Origin of the sequence: Streptomyces ipomoeae 91-03, from assembly GCF_000317595.1 — a bacterium.
Classification (GTDB): Bacteria; Actinomycetota; Actinomycetes; order Streptomycetales; family Streptomycetaceae; genus Streptomyces; species Streptomyces ipomoeae.
Genome location: NZ_AEJC01000599.1, coordinates 1 through 23,745, shown reverse-complemented (window position 1 = coordinate 23,745; position 23,745 = coordinate 1). Strand labels below are relative to the sequence as shown.

Annotated in this window: 8 protein-coding genes and 2 pseudogenes; 6 read left to right on the top strand and 4 right to left on the bottom strand. The window is 70.6% G+C overall.

Features of this window, described 5'->3' with window-relative positions; all coding sequences use genetic code 11:
* Nucleotides 1-122 precede the first annotated feature (122 nt).
* The 5 genes and pseudogenes from STRIP9103_RS38465 (at nt 123) to STRIP9103_RS38440 (ending at nt 4,606) form a co-directional block, all read left to right on the top strand.
* Entirely contained in the window at nt 123-836 is a 714-nt protein-coding gene (locus STRIP9103_RS38465) for a ParA family protein (RefSeq protein WP_009336425.1), read from the top strand.
* Nucleotides 833-1,696 (top strand): hypothetical protein, encoded by an 864-nt coding sequence (locus tag STRIP9103_RS50335; RefSeq protein ID WP_009336420.1) that lies wholly within the window; start codon nt 833-835, stop codon nt 1,694-1,696. Before STRIP9103_RS38465 ends, STRIP9103_RS50335 begins: the two co-directional genes overlap by 4 nt.
* Before the next feature lie 113 nt (nt 1,697-1,809).
* Nucleotides 1,810-2,684 (top strand): IS5 family transposase gene (locus STRIP9103_RS47685; RefSeq protein WP_374005668.1). Its coding sequence is split into 2 segments (ribosomal slippage): nt 1,810-2,199 and nt 2,202-2,684, totalling 873 coding nucleotides; the frame shifts between segments, so codons are not numbered across the junction.
* A 58-nt stretch (nt 2,685-2,742) separates the two neighbouring features.
* Nucleotides 2,743-3,548, top strand: a pseudogene (locus STRIP9103_RS38445) (transposase family protein).
* Between the two features lie 233 nt (nt 3,549-3,781).
* Nucleotides 3,782-4,606 (top strand): IS5 family transposase, encoded by an 825-nt coding sequence (locus STRIP9103_RS38440; RefSeq protein WP_009336408.1) that lies wholly within the window; start codon nt 3,782-3,784, stop codon nt 4,604-4,606.
* Between the two features lie 275 nt (nt 4,607-4,881).
* Here STRIP9103_RS38440 and STRIP9103_RS38435 read toward each other — a convergent pair whose 3' ends face one another.
* The 4 genes and pseudogenes from STRIP9103_RS38435 to ccrA form a co-directional block, all read right to left on the bottom strand.
* Nucleotides 4,882-12,423, bottom strand: coding sequence for a non-ribosomal peptide synthetase (locus STRIP9103_RS38435; protein ID WP_009336427.1), 7,542 nt, complete (start codon nt 12,421-12,423; stop codon nt 4,882-4,884).
* A 42-nt stretch (nt 12,424-12,465) separates the two neighbouring features.
* Nucleotides 12,466-13,092, bottom strand: a complete 627-nt coding sequence (locus STRIP9103_RS53640) for a hypothetical protein (protein ID WP_411572444.1) — start codon at nt 13,090-13,092, stop codon at nt 12,466-12,468.
* 20 nt (nt 13,093-13,112) lie between these two features.
* A pseudogene (locus tag STRIP9103_RS38430) lies at nt 13,113-20,399 on the bottom strand (amino acid adenylation domain-containing protein); the annotation flags it as partial.
* Nucleotides 20,400-20,554: 155 nt separating this feature from the next.
* Nucleotides 20,555-21,886, bottom strand: a complete 1,332-nt coding sequence (gene ccrA / locus STRIP9103_RS38425) for a crotonyl-CoA carboxylase/reductase (RefSeq protein WP_048821734.1) — start codon at nt 21,884-21,886, stop codon at nt 20,555-20,557.
* A gap of 199 nt (nt 21,887-22,085) precedes the next feature.
* On the opposite strand from ccrA, the gene STRIP9103_RS38420 reads away from it, so the two are divergent.
* On the top strand, nt 22,086-23,745 hold a 1,660-nt coding region (locus STRIP9103_RS38420), incomplete at its 3' end, for a condensation domain-containing protein (protein WP_048821733.1).

Genomic DNA, 23,745 nt, shown 5'->3' with positions numbered 1-23,745 from the left:
TCGGTTGGACGGCAAGGGCACCCCCGCTCGCCCGCAGGCAGCCAGGCCCAAGCAAGGGTCGACGCCGTCGACAACCCCCGCCAAGTCAACGCACCTTTTCAGTTTCAGGAGATCAAGCACACGTGAACGAGAACACCCGTATCAAGACCCTGGCGGTGGCCACAGCCCGCGCCTGGGACGCCTTCGTGATCGTTGTCGGCATGCTCAAGGGCGGCACCGGCAAGACCACTTCCGCCTGGTTCATCGCCCTGTACTACGCGGTCGTCCTGGGGCTGCCGACGCTGCTGCTGGACGCCGACGCGACCAGCCAGTCGGCCTGGGACTGGTTCAAGGTCGCCCAGGCCGCCGGCTTCGAGATCCCCGCCAACCTGGTCATCGAGCGGTACCCGTTCGACGACATCGCCGAGTACATCCGCGCCAAGCGCGCCGAGTTCGGCGCGATCGTGGTCGACGCCGGCGGCGGCAGCGCCCGCATCTTCCACGAGGCTGTCACCGAGGCGAACCGGCTCATCGTGCCGGTCGCCCCCACCAAGATCGAGCGCCGCAAGCTCGTGGCCACCTTCGACGAGGCCGAGCGCGCCGCCGCCCGCAACGAGCGCGACGTCACCGCCCACGTGGTCCTGGTCAAGGCCGACGACCGCACCAGCCTGCCCAGCCGGGCCAAGGAGCAGCTGCTGGAGCCCGCCAAGGGCGAGGGCATCGGCCCGGACCGCGACGAACCCTTCCCCCTCGCCGAGACAACCATCCACTCCTGGGTGCACTACATGGAGGCCTTCGGCGAGATCCCGACCGAGCTGAGCGAGTACGCCGAACTGATGAAGGAGCTGACCGCATGAGCGAGCGCATGAAGCCCCCGACCCGCCGCACCGGTCGCACCCTCGGCGGCGGGGCCAAGAAGGCGACCCCGCCGCCCCCTCCCCCGGCCGCCGAACTCACCCCCGAGCAGTACGCCGCCGAACAGGCCACCGCCCAGGGCGAAGGCCATCCCACTGCAGGCGAGCCGCAGGTTCAGCCCGCTCCTTCGACCGTTCCGGTCGAGGGGTCGGCACGCGACCGGACCGAGGCGGTGCCCGAAGTGGCGCAGACCTCAGCCCAACCGACTGCCGAGGCGCCGAGCGGCCCGGCGCCGGAGCCAGCTGCCAGTCAGCCGACTCACCCGGCCGTCGACGTGCCCGAGGCGGGGACAGAGTCCGTTGGAATGCCGGTGGAGCGGCACATGCGGCCTGTGGCCCCGGCTCCCGAGCCTGCAACACCTGCGATCCAGGGCACTCAGCCGGTCGAACGTGTTGCGCAGCATGCTCCGTCTCCCGCCACGTCTGCGGCTGCTGGTGCGGCTCCAGCCGCCGAGGTGGCCATTCGCCCAGCCGTTCCTCCGGCGGCAGGCGGTACGGCGTTCCCGGTGAGGACCGATGGTCCGGGGGCTCACCAGGAACAGGACACTCGATCGCAGGAGCCGCCCAGCGAGGGGACGCCGTACGCGCACGGCCCCGGCCGTCCCAAGGACGTTCCCGAGGTCGCCGTCGTTCTCAACCAGCGCATCATCGCCCGCGAGAGCCTCGACTCGTCGGTCCCCGCCGCCCTGAAGCTGAAGAAGCGGATCAAACGCTTCGCACTGGACAACGAACTCGATCACCTGCCCATCGGCGACATCGTCTCGGTCGCGCTGGACGAGTGGCTCAGCGCCCGCGGCTTCTGACGCGGCGTTCATCTCTCAGTGAGCCTCTTTCATCCAGTGCTGCAGGAGTGAAATGAGCTGGTCAGCTAGGGTGCGTTTCATATGTGGATCTTGATGTGTCAAGATCCCACTTCGTGGGGCGGCATGATCTGACGAATACACAGTGGGCGAAGCTGGAGCCCCTGCTCCCGGTCGGCAAGAAGCCTGGACGGCCACCGGTGCACACCAAGCGGCAACTGATAGACGGCATACGGTGGCGCACCCGCGCCGGTGCTCCCTGGCGGGACGTGCCCGAGCGCTATGGCCCGTGGGAGACGGTCTACGGCCTGTTCCGCCGCTGGCAGCGGGACGGCACCTGGCACCGCATCTTCGAACAGCTGCAGGCCCAGGCCGACGCCGAGGGACTGATCACCTGGGACGTCTCGGTGGACTCGACCATCGCCCGCGCCCACCAGCATGCGGCCGGCGCCCGCAAAAAGGGGATCTGCAGATCGAGCCGCCAGGCGGTGTGTTCATCGAGCCCGACGACCACGGGCTCGGACGCTCCCGGGGCGGGCTGACAACCAAGCTCCACCTGGCGGTCGAGCAGGCCCAGAAACCGATGTCGCTGGTCATCACGGCAGGACAGCGCGGTGATTCCCCGCAGTTCCAGGTGGTCTTGGGCCGCATCCGGGTGCCCCGGCTCGGGTCGGGCCGCCCGCGCACCCGGCCGGACAAGGTGCGTGCCGACAAGGCGTACGGCTCCCGCGCGAACCGTGCCTACCTGCGCAAGCGCGGTATCCGCTGCACGATCCCGGAGAAGCGCGACCAGATCGCCAACCGCAAGAACCGCGGCTCCCACGGCGGCCGGCCACCTAAGTTCGACAAGGCCGACTACAAGGAGCGCCACGCGGTCGAGTGCGGAATCAATCGCCTCAAGCGGCACCGCGCTGTCGCCACGAGATACGACAAGTTGGCAGTTCGCTACGAGGCGACCGTGCTGGTCGCAGCCATCAACGAGTGGCTGTGACCAGCACTTTCAAAACGCACCCTAGGGTGGTGACGTGGCAGAGCCCCTCGTCGTTGGCGTGGTGATCTCACTCATCACACCGGCGACCGAGGGGCTCTGTTGGTTCCGTATCCTTCCATGCTCGACGTCCCGTATGAGCTGGTCGAGCACGTCTCCTGGCTCATCTACACCCGAAGGCGTGAACTGAACTCGCCGTGGCGGAAGCTGGGCTGCTTCAAACAGGCTCTGCTCGCCCTGGCCCACCTGCGCAAGAACGAGACGCTCGCCCAACTGGGGGCCGGTTTCGGGGTGTCGGAGGCGACGGCGTGGCGATACGTGGACGAGACCGTCGAGGTCCTAGCCGCCTGGGCGCCCGGCCTGCACGAGGCCCTGGTGGGCCTGGGCGAGGGCGACTTCGTCATTGTCGACGGTTCGCTGATTCCCACCGACCGCATCCGGGCGGACGAGCCGTACTACTCGCAAAAGCACAGGAAGCACGGCATGAACGTCCAGGTCATCACCCCGCCGGACGGAACTCCGCTGTAGTTCTCCCGGGCAACTCCGGGACGGACCCACGACCTGACCGCGGCCCGCGCCCACGGCATCGTCCAAGCCTGCCTGACCCGCCAGATCCTCATCCTGGCCGACCGCGCCTACCAGGGCGCCGGCGCCACCGTTCGCACCCCCTACTACGGACACCGCGAACTGCCCGAGCACTACCAGCAGTACAACCGCGACCACGCCCGCCTCCGCGCGCCCGGCGAACGCGCCTTCGCCCGTCTCAAGCAATGGCGCATCTTCCGCAAGGCCCGGTGCTCAACGAACCGCATCGGCCGGACCGTCACCGCAGTGCACACCCTGCTGACCTGCGACTATTCAGGATGAAAGAAGCTCAGTGGGCGTTCACATAATGTTTTTTCGGTATGCGAGTTTTGCCCATGCCCTGCTTTGGGCGTCTTCACCGGGTAGGAGCTATTCGCACTCTGCAGGGTCGAGTACTCGGCTGTCCATTTCGTGCAGCTCCATAACCGAAAACCCGTCTGATTTTAAAATGCCACAGAATCGCCTGAGTTCCAGCGGAACCCGCTCCTCCGTCGTATTCGTGATCACGCTGCGCCGTGAGCGAGCGCAAGCCGTACCCCAGCGACCTGCCCGACGCCCGATGGGCCCTGATTGAGCCGACGCTGACGGCCTGGAGAAAGGCCCGCCTCGAACGCCGGCCAACGGGACAGCCGGCCAAAGTCGAACTGCGCGACGTATTCGACGCACTCCTCTACATCAACCGCACCGGAATCCCCTGGAAGTACCTCCCGCACGACTTCCCGGGCCACGGCACCGTCTACTTCTACTACGCCACCTGGCGCGACGAGGGAATCCTCGCCCAGCTCAACCATGACCTGACCGGCCTGGCCCGCGTCAAGGACGGCCGCAAGCCCGAACCGACCGCCTCCGTGATCGATACCCAGAGCGTGAAGACCTCCACCAACGTACCCCTGACCAGCCAGGGAACCGACGCCGCCAAGAAGATCGTCGGCAGGAAGCGTGGCATCCCCACCGACACCATCGGCCTCATCCTCGCCGTGACCGTCACTGCCGCCAGCCTCTCGGAAAACGCCCTGGGAATACGCTCCCTCGACCAGGCGAAAGAGAAGTACCCAACCATCTCCAAGAGTTGGGTCGACACCGGCTTCAAAAATGCCGTAATCGAACACGGAGCCCGCCTCGGAATCGACGTCGAAGTAGTCAACAGAAACCCGGATACGCGCGGATTTCACATCGTGAAGAGGCGCTGGGTAGTAGAGCGAAGTATTGGTTGGATCATGATGCACCGCCATCTCGCCCGCGACTACGTGACCCTCACCGCCAGTTCCGAAGCCATGATCCACATCGCCTCGATCGACAACCTCGCCAAACGCATAACGGACGAGACCATGCCAACCTGACGAGGAACCTACTAGGGCATACATGGCAATACGCCTAAATCAAATGTCCTCTAATGCCATCGCAACGACGGCTTTGTTCACGGGGCGGGAGCGCATGAGTGAGGGCAGGGTGCCCTACGCGGAAAAGCGTTCCTGGTGTGTCAGTGCCTGCGGCTGCGCTTGTCGTGAGCTGGATGGTCCTGGACATGTTTCAGGCGAAGGTGTCATGCCTTCTCCTCAGCGCTCCTCGAAGCCGCCCGCCGCCCGATCACCCACCGACAACTCGGCCCAGGCCGCTACGACCTGTCGGGCGGCGGCAACAACCCGCCCGCTACGAAGTAGGAGAAGTACCGTTCGAGGATCTCGGGACCGACCGCCGGGAAGTCCCAGCCGGCGTCGGCGAGCCCTGCCAGGAGGTTGCGTCGGTCGTACCGTGTGGGAACGTTGCCCGGCACGGCGCGAGTCCCGCTGCTGAGCAGAGCGACGGCGTGGAGGGAACCGGTGCGGGAGACGGGCGTGTCGGCGGCGGCTTTCTCCACGCGCTTCCGCCATACGGACGGGGAGACCCGTTCCATCGGATACCCGAATTCCTGCGCGTAGTCCAGCACGGCGTCCTCGGCCGTGCCAGCGGGGGCCGCGATGTTGTAGATCCGGCCGTCGGGCCGCTGGGTGAGGGCCAGATGGACGAAGGCACGCGCGGCGAAGTCCACCGGTACCAGGTTCTGCCGCTCGACTGTGCCGTCGTCGCGCACGGGCCGGGCCCCGATCTCGGCGCATGCCCGCACCTTGTGCCAGAACGCGTCGTCGGGCCCCATGGCCCCGGTCTCGGTGTGGCCGCTGATCCGGGCCAGCCGGTATGTCGCGGTCGGAATGCCGCGATCGCGAGCCAGCCGGCCGATGGCTTCCCCGACCCATTTGGTGCACACGTAGCCGTTGGTCCCGATGGCGTCCGGAGGGCTCAGCCAGTCCTCCGGCAGCGTGTCGGGGTCCTTGCCGGGAGCGGCGGCCAGGGTACCGACCGTCGAGATCTGGTGCACGGGTTTGATCCGGTGGCGGGCCGCGAGGCGGAACACCTCCCGGACGCCCGAGACGTTCGTGGCGCGCAACTGCCCGTAGGACTCCAGGTGGTTGACCCGAGCCCCGTTGTGGTACACCACGTTGATCCGGCGGGCGAGGTCGTCGAAACGGTCGGCGGGCAGTCCGAGCAGCGGCTCCGCCAGGTCACCGGGGACCGGGACGATCCGGGCGCCGAACCGGTCGTCCCACAGGCCGTAGCGTTCCTGGCTGCGCCGCAGTCGCGCCAGCGCGTCGGCCGGGGTGCCGGCTCGAACCAGGCAGTAGACGTCGGCGGAGGTGCGTTCCAGGACCTCCCGGAGGATGAAGGACCCCACGAACCCGGTGGCCCCGGTCAGCAGAACGGCGTCCGGCGCAGCGAAGTCCGAGCCGTCGTACCCGCCTTGCGCGGTGATCGACGGGTCGAGTGAGATCTCGGCGGCGAGGTCCGGCGGCAGCGCCTGCCCTTCGGCCCCGGTCTCCTCGTCCGTACCGTCCGCTCCGAGCAGGGCGTCCAGCGCTGCCGGGGTCTCATGCTCGAAGATCACGTTGAGCGGAAGGTGCGTACCGAAGCGCTGGTTGATCGCGCGGACGAGCCGGACCGTGAGAAGCGAGTGCCCGCCGAGCGCGAAGAATCCGTCGTCGAGACCGGTCTCCTCCACCCCCAGAGTCTCCGCGAAGAGTTCGCACAGCGTCCGCTGACGTGCGGTGAGCGGCTGCTCCCGAGGTGTCCGGGCGCTTCCCTGGGCTACTGGTTCCGGTGCCGGCAGCGCGTTGCGGTCCACCTTGCCGTTGGGTGTCAGGGGCAGCCGGTCCAGCACGACGATCGCCGACGGCACCAGGTACTCCGGCAGGCGCTCACGCAGGTGGGCGAGCACGTCGTCGGTCAGCACGGTGCTTTCCTGCGGAATGGGGGCGGCCACGACGTAGGCGACCAGCCGTTTGTCGCCGGGGCGGTCCTGCCGGACGATCACCTTCGCCTGCGCCAGCCGGGGATGGGCCGCGAGGACCGCTTCGATCTCACCGGGCTCGATCCGGAAGCCCCGTACCTTGGCCTGCTCATCGGCGCGCCCGAGGAACTCCAGCTCTCCGTCGCGCCGCCACCGCACCACGTCTCCCGTGCGGTACATCCGCGACCCCGGCGGGCCGTACGGACCGGCGACGAACCGCTCAGCGGTCAGGCCCGGCTGGCCCAGGTATCCGCGGGCCAGCCCCGGTCCGGCCACGTACAGCTCCCCAGCCACCCCTGTCGGCACCGGCCGCAGGCCGGCGTCCAGCACGAAGGCGTTGGTGTTCGCGATCGGCCGGCCGATCGGGGGCGGTGTCGGGCTGAGTACGGAGAGCGGCCCGCTCATGGTGGCGCACACCGTGGCCTCGGTCGGACCGTACGCGTTGACCAGCCGTCGGCCGGGCGACCACCGTTCCACCAGGCCGGGCGGGCATGCCTCGCCGCCGACCACCAGAGTCGTCGACGCGGGGACGTCGTCCTCGGCCACGGCTGCCAGGACCGACGGGGGCACCAGGACGTGCGTCACCGCGAGCCGCAGGTCAGTGAGGGCGGTCAGCGGTTCGGTGGGCGAGGCCAGGACCAGGGTGGCGCCGGACAGCAGGGCGTTGGTGATGTCCCAGAACGACGCGTCGAAGCTCGGCGAGGCGAACTGGAGGATCCGGCTGCCGTCGTCGATGGCCAGCCGTTCGACGGAGGCCGCGTGGAGGGCTCCGACACCCGCGTAGCTGACCACCACCCCCTTCGGCCGGCCGGTCGAACCCGACGTGTAGATCACGTACGCGGGCTGTCTGGCATCCACCGCCACCTCGGGGTCGGTCTCCGGATACGCCTCCGTCTCACGCACGGTCTGCGGATCGTCCACGATCAGCGAGGGACGGGCGTCGCTGAGCATAAACTCGATCCGCGACCGCGGATACTCCGGGTCCACCGGCAGATAGGCCGCGCCCGCTTTGAGGACACCCAGCACCGCCACGAGGAGTTCGGGCGACCGGGGCAGGACGAGAGCGACGATCTGCTCGGCGCCCACACCGCGCTTCCTCAGCAGGTGCGCGAACCGGTTGGCCCGGAGGTTCAGTTCCCCGTAGGTGAGCGACACGTCCCCGGCCGCCACCGCCACCGCGTCCGGTGCCAGGGCCACCCGCGCCTCGAACGCCTTCGAGACGACGTTCTCGACCCCCTCCGCCGCTCTGTCCGCAGGGCCGTGCAGCAGCCGCGCGCGTTCGTCGTCGGAGAGCATGTCGATGCGGCTCACCGCCGTGTCGGGATCCGCGACCACGGCTTCGAGCAGGCGCGTCCAGCGGGCCACCAGCGTTTCGACGGTGGCGAGATCGAACAGGTCGGTGGCGTACTCGACGGCGCCGGTCACTCCGCCGGAGCCGCCGTCCGGCCGGTACCGCTCACGCAGGTTGAAGACCAGGTCGAACTTGGCGGTCCTGACGGGCATCGACATGGTGGACACGTGCAGCCCCGGCAGGTCGAACTCGCCGAGCGGCACGTTCTGCAGCGCCAGGATCGTCTGGAACAGCGGGTTGTACGACAGGCTCCGCGCCGGGTTGAGGACCTCGACGAGGTTCTCGAACGGCACGTCCTGATGTGTGTACGCTGCCAGCGCGTTCTCCCGGACGCGCCCCAGCAGCTCACTGAACGTCGGGTCGCCCGATGTGTCGGTACGTATCACCAAGGTGTTGACGAAGCACCCGACCAGTTCGTCGAGTTCCTGGTCGGTGCGGCCGGCAATGGGGCTGCCGATGGGGATGTCGGTGCCCGCGCCGAGCCGGGTGAACAGCGCCGCGAGCGCGGCTTGCAGGACCATGAACATGCTGCTGCCGGTGCGCCGACACATGTCCGCGAGCCCGGCGTGCAGTTCCGGGCTCAGCTCGACCCTGGCGATGTCGCCGCGGTGCGACGCCACCGGCGGCCGGGGCCGGTCGGCCGGCAGCTGCAGGTGCTCCGGCAGTCCGGCCAGCTGCCGCGTCCAGTAGGCCAGTTGCCGGGCGAACAGGCTGCCGGCGTCGGACTCCTCGCCCAGCAGCTCCCGCTGCCACAGCGTGTAGTCCGCGTACTGCACGGGCAGGTCGGGCCAGTCCGGCTCCAGCCCCTGGCAGCGTGCCGCGTAGGCGGCGGCCAGGTCGCGGGCGAGCGGCGTCATGGACCAGCCGTCGCTGGCGATGTGGTGCACCAGCACCTGAAGCACCTGTTCGTCGGGGCCCAGCGTGAACAGCTCGGCCCTCAGCGGCATCTCGGTGCCCAGGTCGAAGCGGTACTCCGCCGCCTCGGCCAGCCGTGCGTCCAGCCCCGCGGCGTCGGCCTCGCTCACCCTCAGCTCGGGACGCGCCTCCCCGGCGTCCAGAATGCGCTGGAAGGGCACGCCGGCCACCTCGGCGAACACCGTCCGCAGGCTTTCGTGCCGGCCCACGACGTCCGCGAGGGCCGCTTCCAGGGCTGTCCGGTCCAGCCGGCCGGACAGCCGCAGCGTCAAGGGAACGTTGTAGGTGGTGCTCGGGCCTTCCAGCTGGTAGAGGAACCACAGGCGGCGCTGGGCGAACGACAGCGGCACCCTCTCCGGGCGCTGCACCGCCTTCAGCGCCGGACGCGCCGAGTCGTCCCGGACGAGGAGCTGGGCGAGACCGGCGACGGTCGGCGCCTTGAAGACGTCCCGCGCGGAAAGCTCCGCGCCCAGCAGCGCCCGTGTCCTCGCCACGAGCCGCATGACCAGCAGCGACTGGCCCCCAAGCGCGAAGAAGTCGTCGTCGACTCCCACGCGCGGCAGGCCGAGGAGCTCGGCGAACACCCCACACAGCACTTCTTCCTGGGGTGTGCGCGGCGGGCGCAGCGTGACCAGGGCCGTGGAGTCGGGCGCGGGCAACGCCCGCCGGTCCAGCTTCCCGTTGGCCGTCAGGGGGAGGGTCTTCAGCACGACGAACGCCGTCGGGACCATGTAGTCGGGCAGCGCCCTCATCGCGAAGTCCCGCACGGACGCCGTGTCCAGGTGCGCCGTGTGGGCCCCGGCTCCGGCGGGCGCGGCCGGGACGAGGTAGGCGACCAGGTTCCGGCCGGAGCCGGGCCGGTCCTCGCGGACGACGACCGCCGCCTGCCGGACGTCCGTGTGCCGCAGCAGGACAGCTTCGATCTCGCCCGGCTCGATGCGGAAGCCGCGGATCTTGACCTGGTCGTCCGCCCGGCCCAGGTATTCCAGCTGGCCGTCCGGGCGCCGCCGCACGAGGTCCCCGGTCCGGTACATCCGCTCCCCGCCCGGTTCGAACGGGCACGCCACGAACCGGCCGGCGGTCAGCCCCGCACGCCCCGCGTACCCGCGCGCGAGGCCCGCGCCCGCGACGTACAGCTCGCCCGTCGCTCCCGCCGGTACCAGCCGCAGTGCCGTGTCCACCACGTACAGCCGGGTGTTCGCCACCGGCCGGCCGATCGGCACGCCGTCATCGGCGTCCGCGAACACGCGGCCGCCGGTGGCGTCCACGGTGACCTCGGTCGGGCCGTACAGGTTGTAGACCTCCACCGGCAGCAGCCGCGTCACGCGGTCGACGACGTCCTGGGGCAGCGCCTCACCGCCGCACAGCACCTGTCGCAGGCTCGTGCAGCGTGCCGCGGCCGGCTCGTCGACGAACACGTCCAGCATCGACGGGACGAACTGCACGCACGTCACCTGCTCGGTGGCGATCACCTCGGTGAGGTAGTGCGCGTCCTGGTGCCCGCCGGGCTTGGCCAGCACCAGCCTCGCGCCCACCGTCAGCGGCCAGAACAGCTCGATCACCGAGCCGTCGAACGTCACCGGCGTCTTCAGCAGCACCCGGTCGTCCGGAGTCAGCCGGCACGTCCGCTGCAGCCAGCTCACGTAGTTGGCCAGGCCGCGGTGGGGTACGACCACGCCCTTGGGCCCGCCGGTGGACCCGGAGGTGAAGATGATGTACGCGGGGTGGGTGTCCCGCAGGGGGCTGGTGCGGTCCTCGTCGGTGGGGCGCGTCGCCGGCAGCGTGGCCAGGGTGCCGATCATCGGTGGTTCGTCGATGACGGTGACCGTGACACCGGTGACCGTGGGCAGGGCCTCGGCGGTTGCGGCGGTGACGAGCGCGAGCCGGGGACGCACGTCCTGAACCATGGAGGTGATCCGGTCGGTGGGATGGTCCGGGTCGATCGGCAGGTACGCCGCGCCGGCCTTCAGGACCGCGAGGGTCGCGACCATCATCCGCACGCCGCGCGGGACGGCGATCGCGACGATGTCCTCCGGGCCCACCGCCCGGCCGATCAGCCAGTGCGCGAGCCGGTTCGCGCGCTCGTCCAGTTCCCGGTAGGTCAGCGGCCCTTCGTCCTCGTCGGGGCCGACCAGCGCCACCGCGTCCGGGGTGCGTTCCACCTGGGCCTGGAACAGCTCCACCCAGCCGCCGGCGAGCAGGTCGTCCGTGGAGCCGGTCCGCTCCGTCAGCAGCAGCCGGCGTTCGTCCTCACCGAGCAGGTCCAGTTGTCCGGCCCGTGCCTGCGGATCGGCGACGGCCTGCTCCACCAGGCGCTCCAGCCGTGCCGCCAGTTCCGCCACCGCCGGCTGGTCGAACAGGTCGGCGCGGTAGTCGAGCCGGAACAGGAGCGCGGAGTCCGGTACGACGGTGAGGGCCAGGGAGTAGTGCGGGGAGTCTCCTCCCGTGGTGGCGACGGTGAGTTTCGCGGCCGAGGCAGAGTACTTCTGACCGGCGTGCGGATAGTTCTGGAAGACCATCACCGTGTCGAAGAGGTCGCCGCCGGTGTCGGTGTCGGCAAGGCGCTGGATGTGGGAGAGGCCGAGGTGCTGGTGGGGCAGGAGGGCCGCCTGTTCGCCCTGTATGCGTGCCGCGAGGTCGCCGACCGGCTCGTCGGCGCGCAGCCGGACCCTGAGGGGGAGGGTGTTGATGAACAGGCCGACCATCGCGTCGACGTCGGCGAGTTCGGCGGGCCGGCCCGAGACGGTGATGCCGAAGACCACGTCCTCACGCCCCGTCATGCCGGACAGCAGCAGCGCCCAGCACATCTGCATCACGGTGTTGACCGTCACGCCACGCGCACGCGCCCATTCCCCCAGCCGGCTGGTCAGAGCCTGAGGGAGCCGGTGGGTCACCAGACCGCGCCGGACCGCGCTGCGGGCGACCTCGTGCCCCGGAGCGAGCAGCGACGGCGCCGACAGCCCCGCCAGTGCTTCCCGCCACGCCGCCAGCGCCACGTCACGGTCCTGGCCCGCCAGCCACGCCACGTACGCACGGTAGGAGGCGGCGGGCGCCAGCCCCGTGTCGTCCCCGCCCCGCTCGTACAGCGCCACCAGCTCCCGCACCAGCAGGGGCAGCGACCAGCCGTCCCACAGGATGTGATGGTTGGTCAGCACCAAGCGGTGCCGGCGCTCACCGAGGCGCAGCAGGACGAACCTGACCAGAGGCGGTCTGGCCATGTCGAACCGGGCTCGGTACTCCTCCTCCGCCACGGCGCGCGCCCGCTTCTCGGACGTCTCCGCGCTCTCGTCCGAGACGTCGACCTCACGCCACGGCACCGTGACGTCCTTCGCCACCACCTGCACGGGGCCGCTCGCGCCCATCGTCAGGAATCCGGCCCGCAGATTGGGATGGCGGCGCAACAACGTCACAGCGGCGGCGTGCAGGGCCGCCGGGTCGATCTCCCCTTCCAGATCGATGCTCATCTGCCGGTTGTAGACGTCACCTCCCTCGGCCTCGTACTCCGCGTGGAACAACAGCCCTTCCTGCAGCGGCGCGAGCGGCCAGATGTCCTCGATCCCGAATTCCATGTCCGGGTTCCTTTCGTGGGAGAGGGGGGTGCGCAGGCGCCGTCAGTTCCTGGAGTTCAGCGCGCGCCAGACGTTTTCGAGATCGTCGATCTGCTGCTGGTCGAGCGAGACGAGCGGCATGTCGGACGGGGTCCGGCCGCCGGCGTCGGGGTGGCTCGCGCTGGTGACGACCGTGGTGAGCGCGGTCCGCCACAGGGCGGCCAGGCGGCCGACGTCCTCGGCTGCGAGCATGCCGCCGGGAGCGGACAGGGTGGCCTGGAGCACGGGCCCGTCGCCGTCCTCGTAGGCCACGGTGTTGATCTCGATGCCGCCGCTCGCGGTCGCCCTGGACGACTCGGCCGCGAGGCCGTGCGCTTCCGGGGCGCGGGTCCATATGACGGTCGCCCCGGCGGCTCTGGTGACGCGGCCCAGATAGTTGAACGTGATCTGCGGGTGGGGCAGTTCGGCGAGGCTGGGGGCGGTGTCGGGGTTGAGGTAGCGCAGCAGTCCGTAGCCGAGTCCCTTGTCGGGGGCCCGGCGCACCAGTTCCTTGACGTGTTTGACGGCCTGGCCGACCGCCGCGCCCTCGGTGACGTCCCGCGTGGCGTCCAGCGGGCCGAGGTCGAGCCGGACCGGGCGGCACACGGTGAACCAGCCGACCGTGCGGGAGAGGTCGCTGGATCGCGGCATGCTGTCGACGGCTGCCGGCCGTGGCTCTCCAGCCCGACGACCAGCGGACCGCCCCCGCCCGCGCGCGGCCCGCGCCAGCGCTGGAACGCCATGGTCAGGGCGGTGAGCAGGATGTCCTCGACGGTGGCGTGGAAGGCCGCCGGTATGTCGGTGAGCAGCGGGAGCGTCTCCTCGCGCGGCAGGGTCATCGTGACGGAGGACGCTGCGCCCGTACCCGCCTCCCTCGTGCCCGGCAGCGGTTCGACGTCGCTCAGGACGGCGCACCAGTACGGGAGTTCGGCGGTCCGCGCGGGCCGGACGGCCTCGGCCGTGAGCGCGCGGGCCCAGGTGCGGAACGAGGTGGAGACCCGGTCGAGCGGCCGGACACCGTCGGGGTCGGCGGCCAGGGCCCAGGCGCGGGCCAGGTCCGGCAGGAGCACGCCCCAGGACACGGCGTCGACAGCGAGGTGGTGGATCACCAGCAGCAGCCGGCCCGGCTCACGCGGACCGGCGTCGAACCAGACGGCCTGGACGACACGGCCGGAGTAAGGGTCCAGACGTCCGCGCGCGGCCTCGGCCTCGGCCCGGACGACCCTCTGCCGCTCCTCGCTCCAGGGGCCCGGGGAAGTGCCCTGGGCGCTGTCGTGCGGGCCGGCGACGTCGACGCGGGTGAGGCAGGCCGCGGGGTCGACCGAGCCGCGCGGCGCGATGTCCAGTTCCCAGGGCTGCGACGGCCCGCTGGTGATCCGCAGCCGCAGGGTGTCGTGGTGGTCAAGCAGCAGCCCCAGCGCCGCTGTGAGTCGGGCCTCGTCCGCGTCCGGCGGGACCACCAGCAGCAGGGTCTGGTTGAACTCCTTGACGGGGCCGCCGCGTTGCAGACGCTCGTGCATGACGGCGGTCAGTGGCACCGCTCCGGTCCCGTCGTCGGCGCTCCCGGCGTGCTCCTCCTCGTCCGCGACGTCCGCGGCCACGGCGGCCAGCCGGGCCGGTGTCTTGTGCTCGAAGACGTCCCGTACCGAGATCGCCAAGCTCTGTGCCCGAGCCCTGCTGACAAGCTGGATCGACAGGATGCTGTCCCCGCCGATGGTGAAGAAGTCGTCGTCGACGCCGACGCGGGGCAGTGCGAGGAGGTCGGCGAACAGCCCGCACAGCACCTCCTCGCGCGGGGTCCGGGGTTCGCGGGTGGCCGTCGTCGTGAAGTCCGGCGCGGGCAGCGCCCGCCGGTCCAGCTTCCCGTTCGGCGACAGCGGCAGTTCGGCGAGCGCGACGCACAGGGCGGGCACCAGAGAGTCCGGCAGCAGCCCCGCGACGAACCGCCGGACCTCCGCCACGTCCAGCACGTCGGGCGCCCCGCCGGGAGCGGGGGCGGCGGGCACGAGGTAGCCGACCAGCCGCTTGGTGCCCACGGAGTCCACGTGCACCGTCACGGCCGCCTGGCCGACGGCCTCGTGGCGCAGCAGGGCGGCCTCGACCTCGCCCGGCTCGATGCGCACCCCGCGGATCTTGACCTGCTCGTCCGTCCGTCCCAGGTGCTCCAGCTGCCCGTCGCCGCGCCGGCGCACCACGTCCCCGGTCCGGTACATGCGCTCCCCGGAGCCGAACGGGCAGGCCACGAAGCGCTCGGCGGTCAGCGCGGCGCGGCCGGTGTAGCCGCGCGCGAGCCCCTCGGCGGCGACGTACAATTCCCCCGCGACCCCCGGCGGTACCGGCCGCAGCGCCGGGTCCAGCACGTACAGGCGGGTGTTGGACACGGGCCGGCCGACGGTCACCGCCTCGCCCGGCAGTGCCTGGCAGGCGGAGACGAAGACGGTGGTCTCGGTAGGTCCGTAGGTGTTGTGGACCGGCGTCCCCAACAGTTCGGTCGCGGCGGTGACGGTCGCCGCGGGCAGTGCCTCGCCGCCGCACATCACCCACTTCAGCCCCGTGCAGCGCGCGGCGGCGGGTTCCTGCGTGAACACCTCCAGCATCGACGGCACGAAATGCACGGCGGAGACGGCCTCGGCGGCGATGACCTGCGCGATGTACCGCGGGTCCTGCTGGCCGCCGGGCCTCGCCAGCACGACGGCGGCGCCCGTCGTCAGCGGCCACAGCAGTTCGATCACCGAGGCGTCGAAGGTGACCGGCGACTTGTGGAGCATCCGGTCGTCGGGCGCCAGCCGGTACTCCCGCTGCAGCCACTGCGTGAAGTCGACCAGCCCTCGGCGGTGGATCACCACGCCCTTGGGACGGCCGGTCGAACCCGAGGTGTGGACGACATAGGCGGGGTGGGCCGGCAGCAGCGGGCGCTGCCGGTCCCCGGCGGTGGGATCGGTGACCAACAGCGCGCTCAGCTCCCGGACGACGTCCGGGTCGTCGACGGCCGCGACGGTCACCCCGTCGACGGCCGGGAGCCTCCCGGCGGTGGCGGCGGTGGCAAGCACCAGCTCGGGACGTCCGTCCCGCAGCAGGTAGGCCACGCGCTCGGCGGGATGGTCGGGGTCGACCGGCAGATAGGCGGCGCCCGCCTTGAGCACGGCGAGGATCGCGACCACCATGCGCACACCGCGCGGCACGGCGACGGCGACGACGTCCTCGGGGCCCGCGCCACGGCGCAGCAGCCAGTGGGCGAGCCGGTTGGCCTCCTCGTTCAGCACCCGGTACGGCACCGGGGCGCCGCCTTCGTCAGGGCTCACCAGGGCCACCGCGTCCGGGGTCTCGGCCGCCCGCTCCTCGAAGAGCCGGGTCCAGTCGGCGTCCGGTATCGGATACGCGGAGTCGTTCCAGCCGTCCAGGAGGCGCTGCTCGTCGGCGCCGAGAAGCTCGGCTGCCGCGAGCCGTGTGCCGGGGTCGGCCACGACCTGGCCCAGGAAGCGCTCCAGGCGGTCGGCGAACGCCCTCGCCGTGAACTCCTCGAACAGGTCCGTGCGGTAGTGCAGCGTTCCCCGGATCCCGGCGGGCGCGCCGCGGCCGTCGCCGTCACGGGTCTCGGAGAAGTTGAAGGACAGGTCGAACTTGGCCTCGGTGGGGAAGACGTTCTCGTACCGGGCCTCGACTCCGGGGAAGGACAGCGGCGGGCGGGAGGTGTTGTCGACGGCCAGCATCACCTGGAAGACCGGGTGGTGGGCGAGGCTGCGGGTGGGACTGAGCAGGTCGACGAGGCGCTCGAAGGGCAGGTCCTGGTGGGCGTAGGCGTCGAGGTCGGCGTCGCGGACGCGGCGCAGCAGATCACGGAAGGCCGGGTTGCCGCTGGTGTCGGTGCGCAGGGCGAGCGTGTTGACGAAGAACCCGATGAGCCCGTCGAGAGCGTCCTCCCCCCGCCCGGCGACGGGCGCGCCCAGCACGATGTCCTCACCCGCGCCGAGCCGGGTCAGGACGGCTGCGAGCGCGGCCTGCAACACCATGAAGACGCTGGCGCCGCTCTCGCGGGCGAGCGCCGTGATCCCCTGGTGCAGCGCGGGCGGCCAGTGCAGCTCCAGCACCGCCCCGTCCCGTCCGGCCGTGGCGGGACGTGCCCGGTCGCAGGGCAGGTCGATGCACTCGGGGGCCCCGGCCAGGGCACGCCGCCAGAAGTCCGCCTGTTCCTGTCCGGGCCCGGCGACGTCCGCGCCTTCCTCCGCCCGCGAGCCGAGAAGCCCGTGCTGCCACAGGGTGTAGTCCGCGTACTGGACCGGCAGCGGCTGCCATTCCGGCACGCTCCCCTCAAGGCGTGCCCGGTAGGCCGTGTCGAGCTCACGGATCAGGACGCCCATGGACCAGCCGTCCGCAGCGATGTGGTGCAGCAGGACCAGCAGGACGTGCTCGTCGGCGGCGGTCCGCAGCAGGCGCGCCCGCAGGGGGATCTCCCGAGTGAGGTCGAAGGGCCGCGCGACCTCGTCGGCCAGGAGCTGCCCGACGGCATCGGCGTCGACGTCCGAGACCGTCAGCCGTGGACGTGCCCGGTCCGCCGGAAGGATCCGCTGCCAGGGCTTGCCGCCGTCGTCGGGGAACACCGTCCGCAGGATCTCGTGCCGGTCCGTCACGTCGGCGAGCGCGGCCTCCAGGGCCGCCGGGCTCAGCTCGCCCTTCAGTCGCACGGCGAGCGGGATGTGGTACGCGTTGCCGGAGCCGTCCAGGTTGTACAGGAACCACAGGCGGTTCTGCGCGAACGACAGCGGCAGCCGCGCCGACCGTGCCGCCTTCACCAGCGGCGGGCGCGGCGGAAGACTGCGCCTGGTCAGCCCGGCCAGGCCGGCGGGGGTGGGGGTGCGGAAGACGTCGCGGAGGGTGATGTGGGTGCCGAGCTGGGTCTGGGCACGGGCCGCGAGCCGGACGGCGAGGAGGGAGTCCCCGCCGAGCGAGAAGAGGTTGTCGTCGATCCCGACACCGGGCACGCCGAGGAGGTCGGCGAACAGGGCACACAGGGCTTCTTCGTGGGGGGTGCGGGCCGGGCGTGAGGTGGTCAGGGCGGTGAAGTCGGGGGCGGGCAGGGCCCGCCGGTCGAGTTTCCCGTTCGGGGTCAGGGGCAGCGCGTCCAGGACCACACACACGGCAGGGACCATGTACTCGGGCAGGCGGCGGGCGGCGAACTCCCGCACCTCCACCCCGTCCAGCACGGTCTCGGTGGTGTCGGTGGTGGGGGTGAGGTAGGCGGCCAGGCGGCGGGGGCCGCAGGGGTCTTCGTGGACGGTGACCGCGGCCTGCGCGACACCGGGATGCCGGGTCAGGACGGCTTCGATCTCGCCGGGTTCGATACGGAAACCGCGGATCTTGACCTGGTCGTCCGCACGCCCGAGGTAGTCCAGCCGCCCGTCCCGCCGCCGGCGCACAATGTCCCCCGTCCGGTACATGCGCTCACCCGGCTCGAACGGACAGGCCACGAAACGCTGCGCGGTCAGTCCCGCACGCCGGGCATACCCACGCGCGAGTCCCGCGCCGGCCAGGTACAGCTCACCCGCAACGCCCGGCGGGACCAGGCGCAGTGCCGAGTCCAGGACGTACAGGCGGGTGTTGGCCGCGGGCACACCGATCGGAACCGGACCCTCCGGAGTGACGTCACGGCAGGCGGTGACATCGACGGACGCCTCGGTGGGGCCGTAGAGGTTGTGGACCGCCACATCCAGCAGAGCGGTCAGCTGGGCCACCGCGGACGCCGACAGGGCTTCCCCGCTGCACATCACCCAGCGCAGACTCGTACACCCCGCAGCCGTCGGTTCCTGTGTGAAGACCTCCAGCATCGAGGGCACGAAATGCGTCCCCGTGACCTCCTCGGCGGTGATCAGCTCGGCGATGTACCGGGCGTCGCCCTGCCCGCCGGGCCGCGCGAGGACCACCGCCGCACCCGCCGCCAGCGGCCACAGCAGCTCCCGCACCGACACGTCGAAGGTCACCGGTGTCTTGTGCAGCAACCGATCCCCCACACCGATGCTGTGCTCGGCCTGCAGCCACGACACATAGTTCACAACCCCCCGGTGCGGGACAACCACACCCTTCGGCCGACCCGTCGAACCCGACGTATAGATCACGTATGCCGGATGCTCCGCCCGAAGCTCAACGGCCAAGTCCAGGTCTGCTGCCGGCTGTGCGGCGATCTCGGCGGCGGCAGCACCGTCCAGTGCCATCACCTCCACCCCCGCCACCACAGGCAGCTTGTCCGCCACGCCGGTCGTGGTCAGCACCAGCGCCGGACGGGTGTCCTCCAGCATGAACACCGTCCGCTCCTGCGGATACGCGAGGTCCAGCGGCAGATACGACGCCCCCGCCTTCAACACCCCCAGGATCGCCACGACCATCTCCACACCCCGTGGGACGGCCACCGCGACCACACCCTCCGGACCCACACCCCGCCCCCGCAGCCAGCCGGCCAGCTGCCCGGCCCGCGCGTCCAACTCCAGATACGACAGCGGCCCCTCGTCCTCGTCCGGACTCACCACCGCCACCGCGTCCGGCACCGCCGCCACCCGCGCCCGCCACAACTCCACCCAACTCCCCGCCAGCACCCCACACCCCGTGTCGTTCCACCCCTCAAGCCGCTCACGCTCACCCCCCAGCAGCAGATCCACAGCCCCCACCCGCACCCCCGGATCAGCCATCACCTGCTCCAACACCCGCAAAAACCGCTCCTGATGCCCCGCCACACTCACCCCATCCCACAACTCAGGATTGGCGCCCAGGAAGAAGACCATGCGGTCGCCGTCGACGGAGTGGAACCGCATCGAGAGGTCCTCGGGGCGGGCGAAGGTGATCTCCCGCTCCGTCCGGTGGCCGTCGAATGTGAGTTCTCCGCCCGGGGCGATGATGTTGACCAGCACACCCCGCCGTACCTGGCCGTGGGCGGCCGGCCCCGTCTCCGCCTCGCGGGCCAGGAGTTCGGCCCGGAAACGCTGGTGCTCGACGGCCTCCCTGATCAGTTCCGCCACCCGCCGGGCGAGGCCGGCGAACGGCTCCTCCCTGTCGACGCGGACACGCACCGGGAGAACGTTCGCCACCACCCCGGGCGTGGTCCGGCCGGCGGGTCCGGTGCGGGCGCCGACGGGGAGGTTGACGACGACCTCGCTCTCGGCGATGACCGCGCTGAGGTACAGGGCCACGGCGGCGAAGATCACCGCGGAACGCCGCACCCCGGCCGCGTCGGCCGCGCGGTTCAGCCCGGCCAGCTCGATCTCCGTGTGCGGGGTCCGCAGACTGCCGCGTACGACGTCACGGCCTCGGGGGTCCGGCAGCGCGCCGCTCTCGGGGGCGAGCGCGGACGGGACCAGGCCGCCGGCCGCTCTGTCGAGCCAGTACGCGCGGTCTCGGGCGAACTCCTCGGAGGCGAGATAGGCCGTCTCCTCGTCGGCCAGGGCGGCGAGCGAGCCGTAGGACGGGGACCCGGTGGACTCCCCGCGCACGAGCCGCCGGTAGACCTCCTCCACCCGCCGCTCCACCAGCGAGGCGCCGATGGCGTCGCTGATCAGGTGGTGGTACTGCTGATGCCACAGGAAGCGGTCCGGGGCGAGCCTGAGCAGCGCGAACGCGAACAGCGGGCCGCCCGTGATGTCGTACGAGCGCTCCCAGCGGCGGTCGATCCACTCGTCGGCCGCCGCGCGCGGATCAGTCTCGGCGGAGAGGTCGACGACGGCCGGCTCCCACTCCAGCGACGGATCCGGGATCTGCCGTACCTGCCCGTCCTCGGCCACAAAGCGGGTGTGCAGGGCGTCCGTCTCCACGACGACCTGCCGCAACGCTCTGATGAACAGCGGCGGATCCACCGGCCCGAAGATTTCGCGCTGCATCGAGAAGACGGGGTCGACTCCGCGGATCTGCGCCGAGAGCCAGATCTCCAGTTGTGCGGCCGTCAGGGGCAGGGCGGAACGCTTCGTGTCCTCGGGCATGTCACCACGTCTCTTCCGATGAGGATCCGGTCGCTTCGCGGGCGGTCGCGGCCGGCGGGGCGAGAAAGGGAGAAGGAAGGCGGTTTCACGAGGTCTGGCCTCAGGGGGGCTGACGGTGCGAGATGCTCCGCCGTCGTCGCTCTGCCGGTCCGCTGTCAGCGGAAGCGGTTGATGGCGTCCAGATGCCGGGCGCGCAGTTCCGCGTCGGTGACACCGAGTCCTTCGCGCGGCGCCAGGCACAGCACGCCCACCTTGCCCTGGTGCAGATTGCGGTGGACCTCGTGCACGGCCTCGCCGACTTCCGGCAGCGGGAACACCTTCGACAGGGTGGGGTGGATCTTGCCCTTGCACACCAGGCGGTTGGCCTCCCAGGCCTCCCGGTAGTTGGCGAAGTGCGAGCCGACGATCCGTTTCAGGGACATCCACAGGTAGCGGTTATCGTACTCGTGGGTGTAACCGGAGGTCGAGGCGCAGGTGACGATCGTGCCGCCCTTCCGGGCGACGTACACACTGGCCCCAAACGTCTCACGTCCGGGGTGCTCGAAGACGATGTCGATGTCCTCACCACCCGTCAGTTCGCGGATGCGCGTGCCGAAGCGCCGCCACTCCTTCGGGTCCTGGGTGTGCTCATCCTTCCAGAACCGGTAGCCCTCGGCGCTGCGGTCGATGACCGCCTCGGCGCCCATCGCGCGGCAGATCTCCGCCTTGTCCGGGGAGGAGACCACGCACACCGGGAAGGCGCCGCCGGCCAGCGCGAGCTGGGTCGCGAAGGAGCCGAGTCCGCCGCTGGCGCCCCAGATGAGGACGTTGTCGCCCTGTTTCATCCCGGCGCCGTTGCGGGAGACCAGTTGCCGGTAGGCGGTGGAGTTGACCAGACCGGGTGAGGCGGCCTCCTCCCAGCTCAGATGGCGTGCCTTCGGCATCAGCTGGTTCGCCTTCACCAGGGCCAGTTCGGCCAGGCCCCCGAAGTTCGTCTCGAAGCCCCAGATCCGCTGTTCCGGATCGAGCAGGGTGTCCCCGTGCCCCTCGGCGCTCTCCAGCTCGACGGACAGGCAGTGCGCGACCACCCGATCGCCGGGCGCCCAGGAGTTGACCCCCGGACCGGTGCGCAGGACCACACCGGCGAGATCGGAACCGATGACGTGGTACGGCAGATCGTGCCGGCGGGCTTGGTCGTTGAGCCTGCCGTAGCGCTCCAGGAAGCGGAAGGTCGGCATCGGTTCGAAGATCGAGGACCACACGGTGTTGTAGTTCACCGAGCTGGCCATGACCGCGACCAGCACCTCGCCCAGACCGGGTTCGGGCGCCGGCACGTCCTGTATGTGAAGGGTCTTGCGCGGGTCCTTGTCGGCCGTCGCCATTCCCTCAAAAGCCTCGGCATCGGATTTGCGGACGACAGTTCCCCGATAACTCTCCGGAATTCGGATTCCGGCGAAATCGGCGCCTGTCGCGTTCTCGGAGAGAGCAGCACTGACTATTTCCTGCACAACCACTCGTTTCTCACTCCTGGGGAGTGACTCTGCGGCATACCCGCTGTGCTGGGATTTCGCCAGTCTAGGGGCAGGCCGGTGCACCGTCGCATCACCAGCCTTGGTAGTGGTCGCCGACTATTCATGCGGGTGATGTGCGGTGCCGACCGCCCATGCCAGTGTCGGTCCGGTAGGCACGCGAAAGAGACGAGGTGCCATGCCTGAGCTGGACAATCACACCGCCTTGCCCCTGACCGTCGCGCAACTGGAGATCTGGCTCTCGCTGCAGATCCTGGGAAATCCCCGAATCGCGTCGGTGGAGCGGGAGATATTCGGTCCTCTGAAGCTGTCGGCGTTCGAGGCTGCGCTACGGCGGGTGGTCTCGGAGACGGACGCCTTGCACACGTACTTCGTCTCCGACGGCCCGCTGGTGCGGCAGGTGGCGGATCCGTCGCTCGCATGGGAACTGACGGTCGTCGACCTCTCCGGCGCGGACGATCCGCGCGCGGCGGCCGACGCCTGGGTCGACGCCCACTGGAACCGCGCCTACCCCACCGACCGGGGGCCGCTGTTCCACTACGCGCTGCTCGCCCTCGGCCCGGACCACTTCCGGTGGCATCAGCAGTACCACCAGATCATGGGCGACATCTCGGCGTTCTCCCTCATCGAACAGCGGGTCGCGGAGGTCTACCGCGCCCTGGTGCGCGGCGAGGTGGTACCGGACCCCGGATACGGCTCCCTCGCCGGCCTGGTCGACGCGGAGCTGACGTACCAGGAGTCCGCCGACTACGCCGCCGACCGGCGGTTCTGGCTGGAGCGGGCCGAGGAGGGCCTCAGCCCTTCCCTGCTGACCGGCGGGCCTGGCGTCGGCTGGAACTCGGCCGAGGTGACCCGCGGTTGTGTGCGCGCCGACCAGGTGAGCATCGAGCTGGCCGGGCTGAACCGCGCGGCGGACGCGGCCGGTGTGCGGCGCTCCGCCGTGATCATCGCGGCGATGGCGGCGTATGTCGGCGCGATGAACGGCACGGCGGACGTCGTGGTGAACCTGCCGGTGAGCGCCCGAGTGGGTCCTGTCGCCCAGGCCACTCCGGGCGTGATGTCGAACATCCTGCCCCTGCGGCTCCACGTCGACAGCCAGGCACCGTTCACCGCGCTCGCCCGGCAGGCCGCAGAGGAGGTGCGCCGGGTGATGCGGCATCAGCGCTTCCGCAACGAGCACCTCGTTCGCGAGATCGGCACGACCTCGGCGGGCCAGGAACTCCCGGGCGTCACCGTGAACATCATCTCCGGCGGCGACCTGGACTTCGACGGCCATCGCACGGAGCGGGAGATTTTCTTCGCCTGCCCGGTCGACCTGATGACGGGTTTCTGCGTCAGCGGCGACCGGATGCTGGTGTCGTTCCTCGCCAATCCTGAGTTGTGGGATGGGGTGAGTGTGGCGGGGCATCAGGAGCGGTTTTTGCGGGTGTTGGAGCAGGTGATGGCTGATCCGGGGGTGCGGGTGGGGGCTGTGGATCTGCTGCTGGGGGGTGAGCGTGAGCGGCTTGAGGGGTGGAACGACACGGGGTGTGGGGTGCTGGCGGGGAGTTGGGTGGAGTTGTGGCGGGCGCGGGTGGCGGCGGTGCCGGACGCGGTGGCGGTGGTGAGTCCGGACGAGGACGAGGGGCCGCTGTCGTATCTGGAGTTGGACGCGCGGGCCGGGCAGCTGGCCGGCTGGCTGCGGGGGCGGGGTGTGGGTCCGGAGGGTGTGGTCGCGGTGGCCGTCCCACGGGGTGTGGAGATGGTCGTGGCGATCCTGGGGGTGTTGAAGGCGGGGGCGTCGTATCTGCCGCTGGACCTCGCGTATCCGCAGGAGCGGACGGTGTTCATGCTGGAGG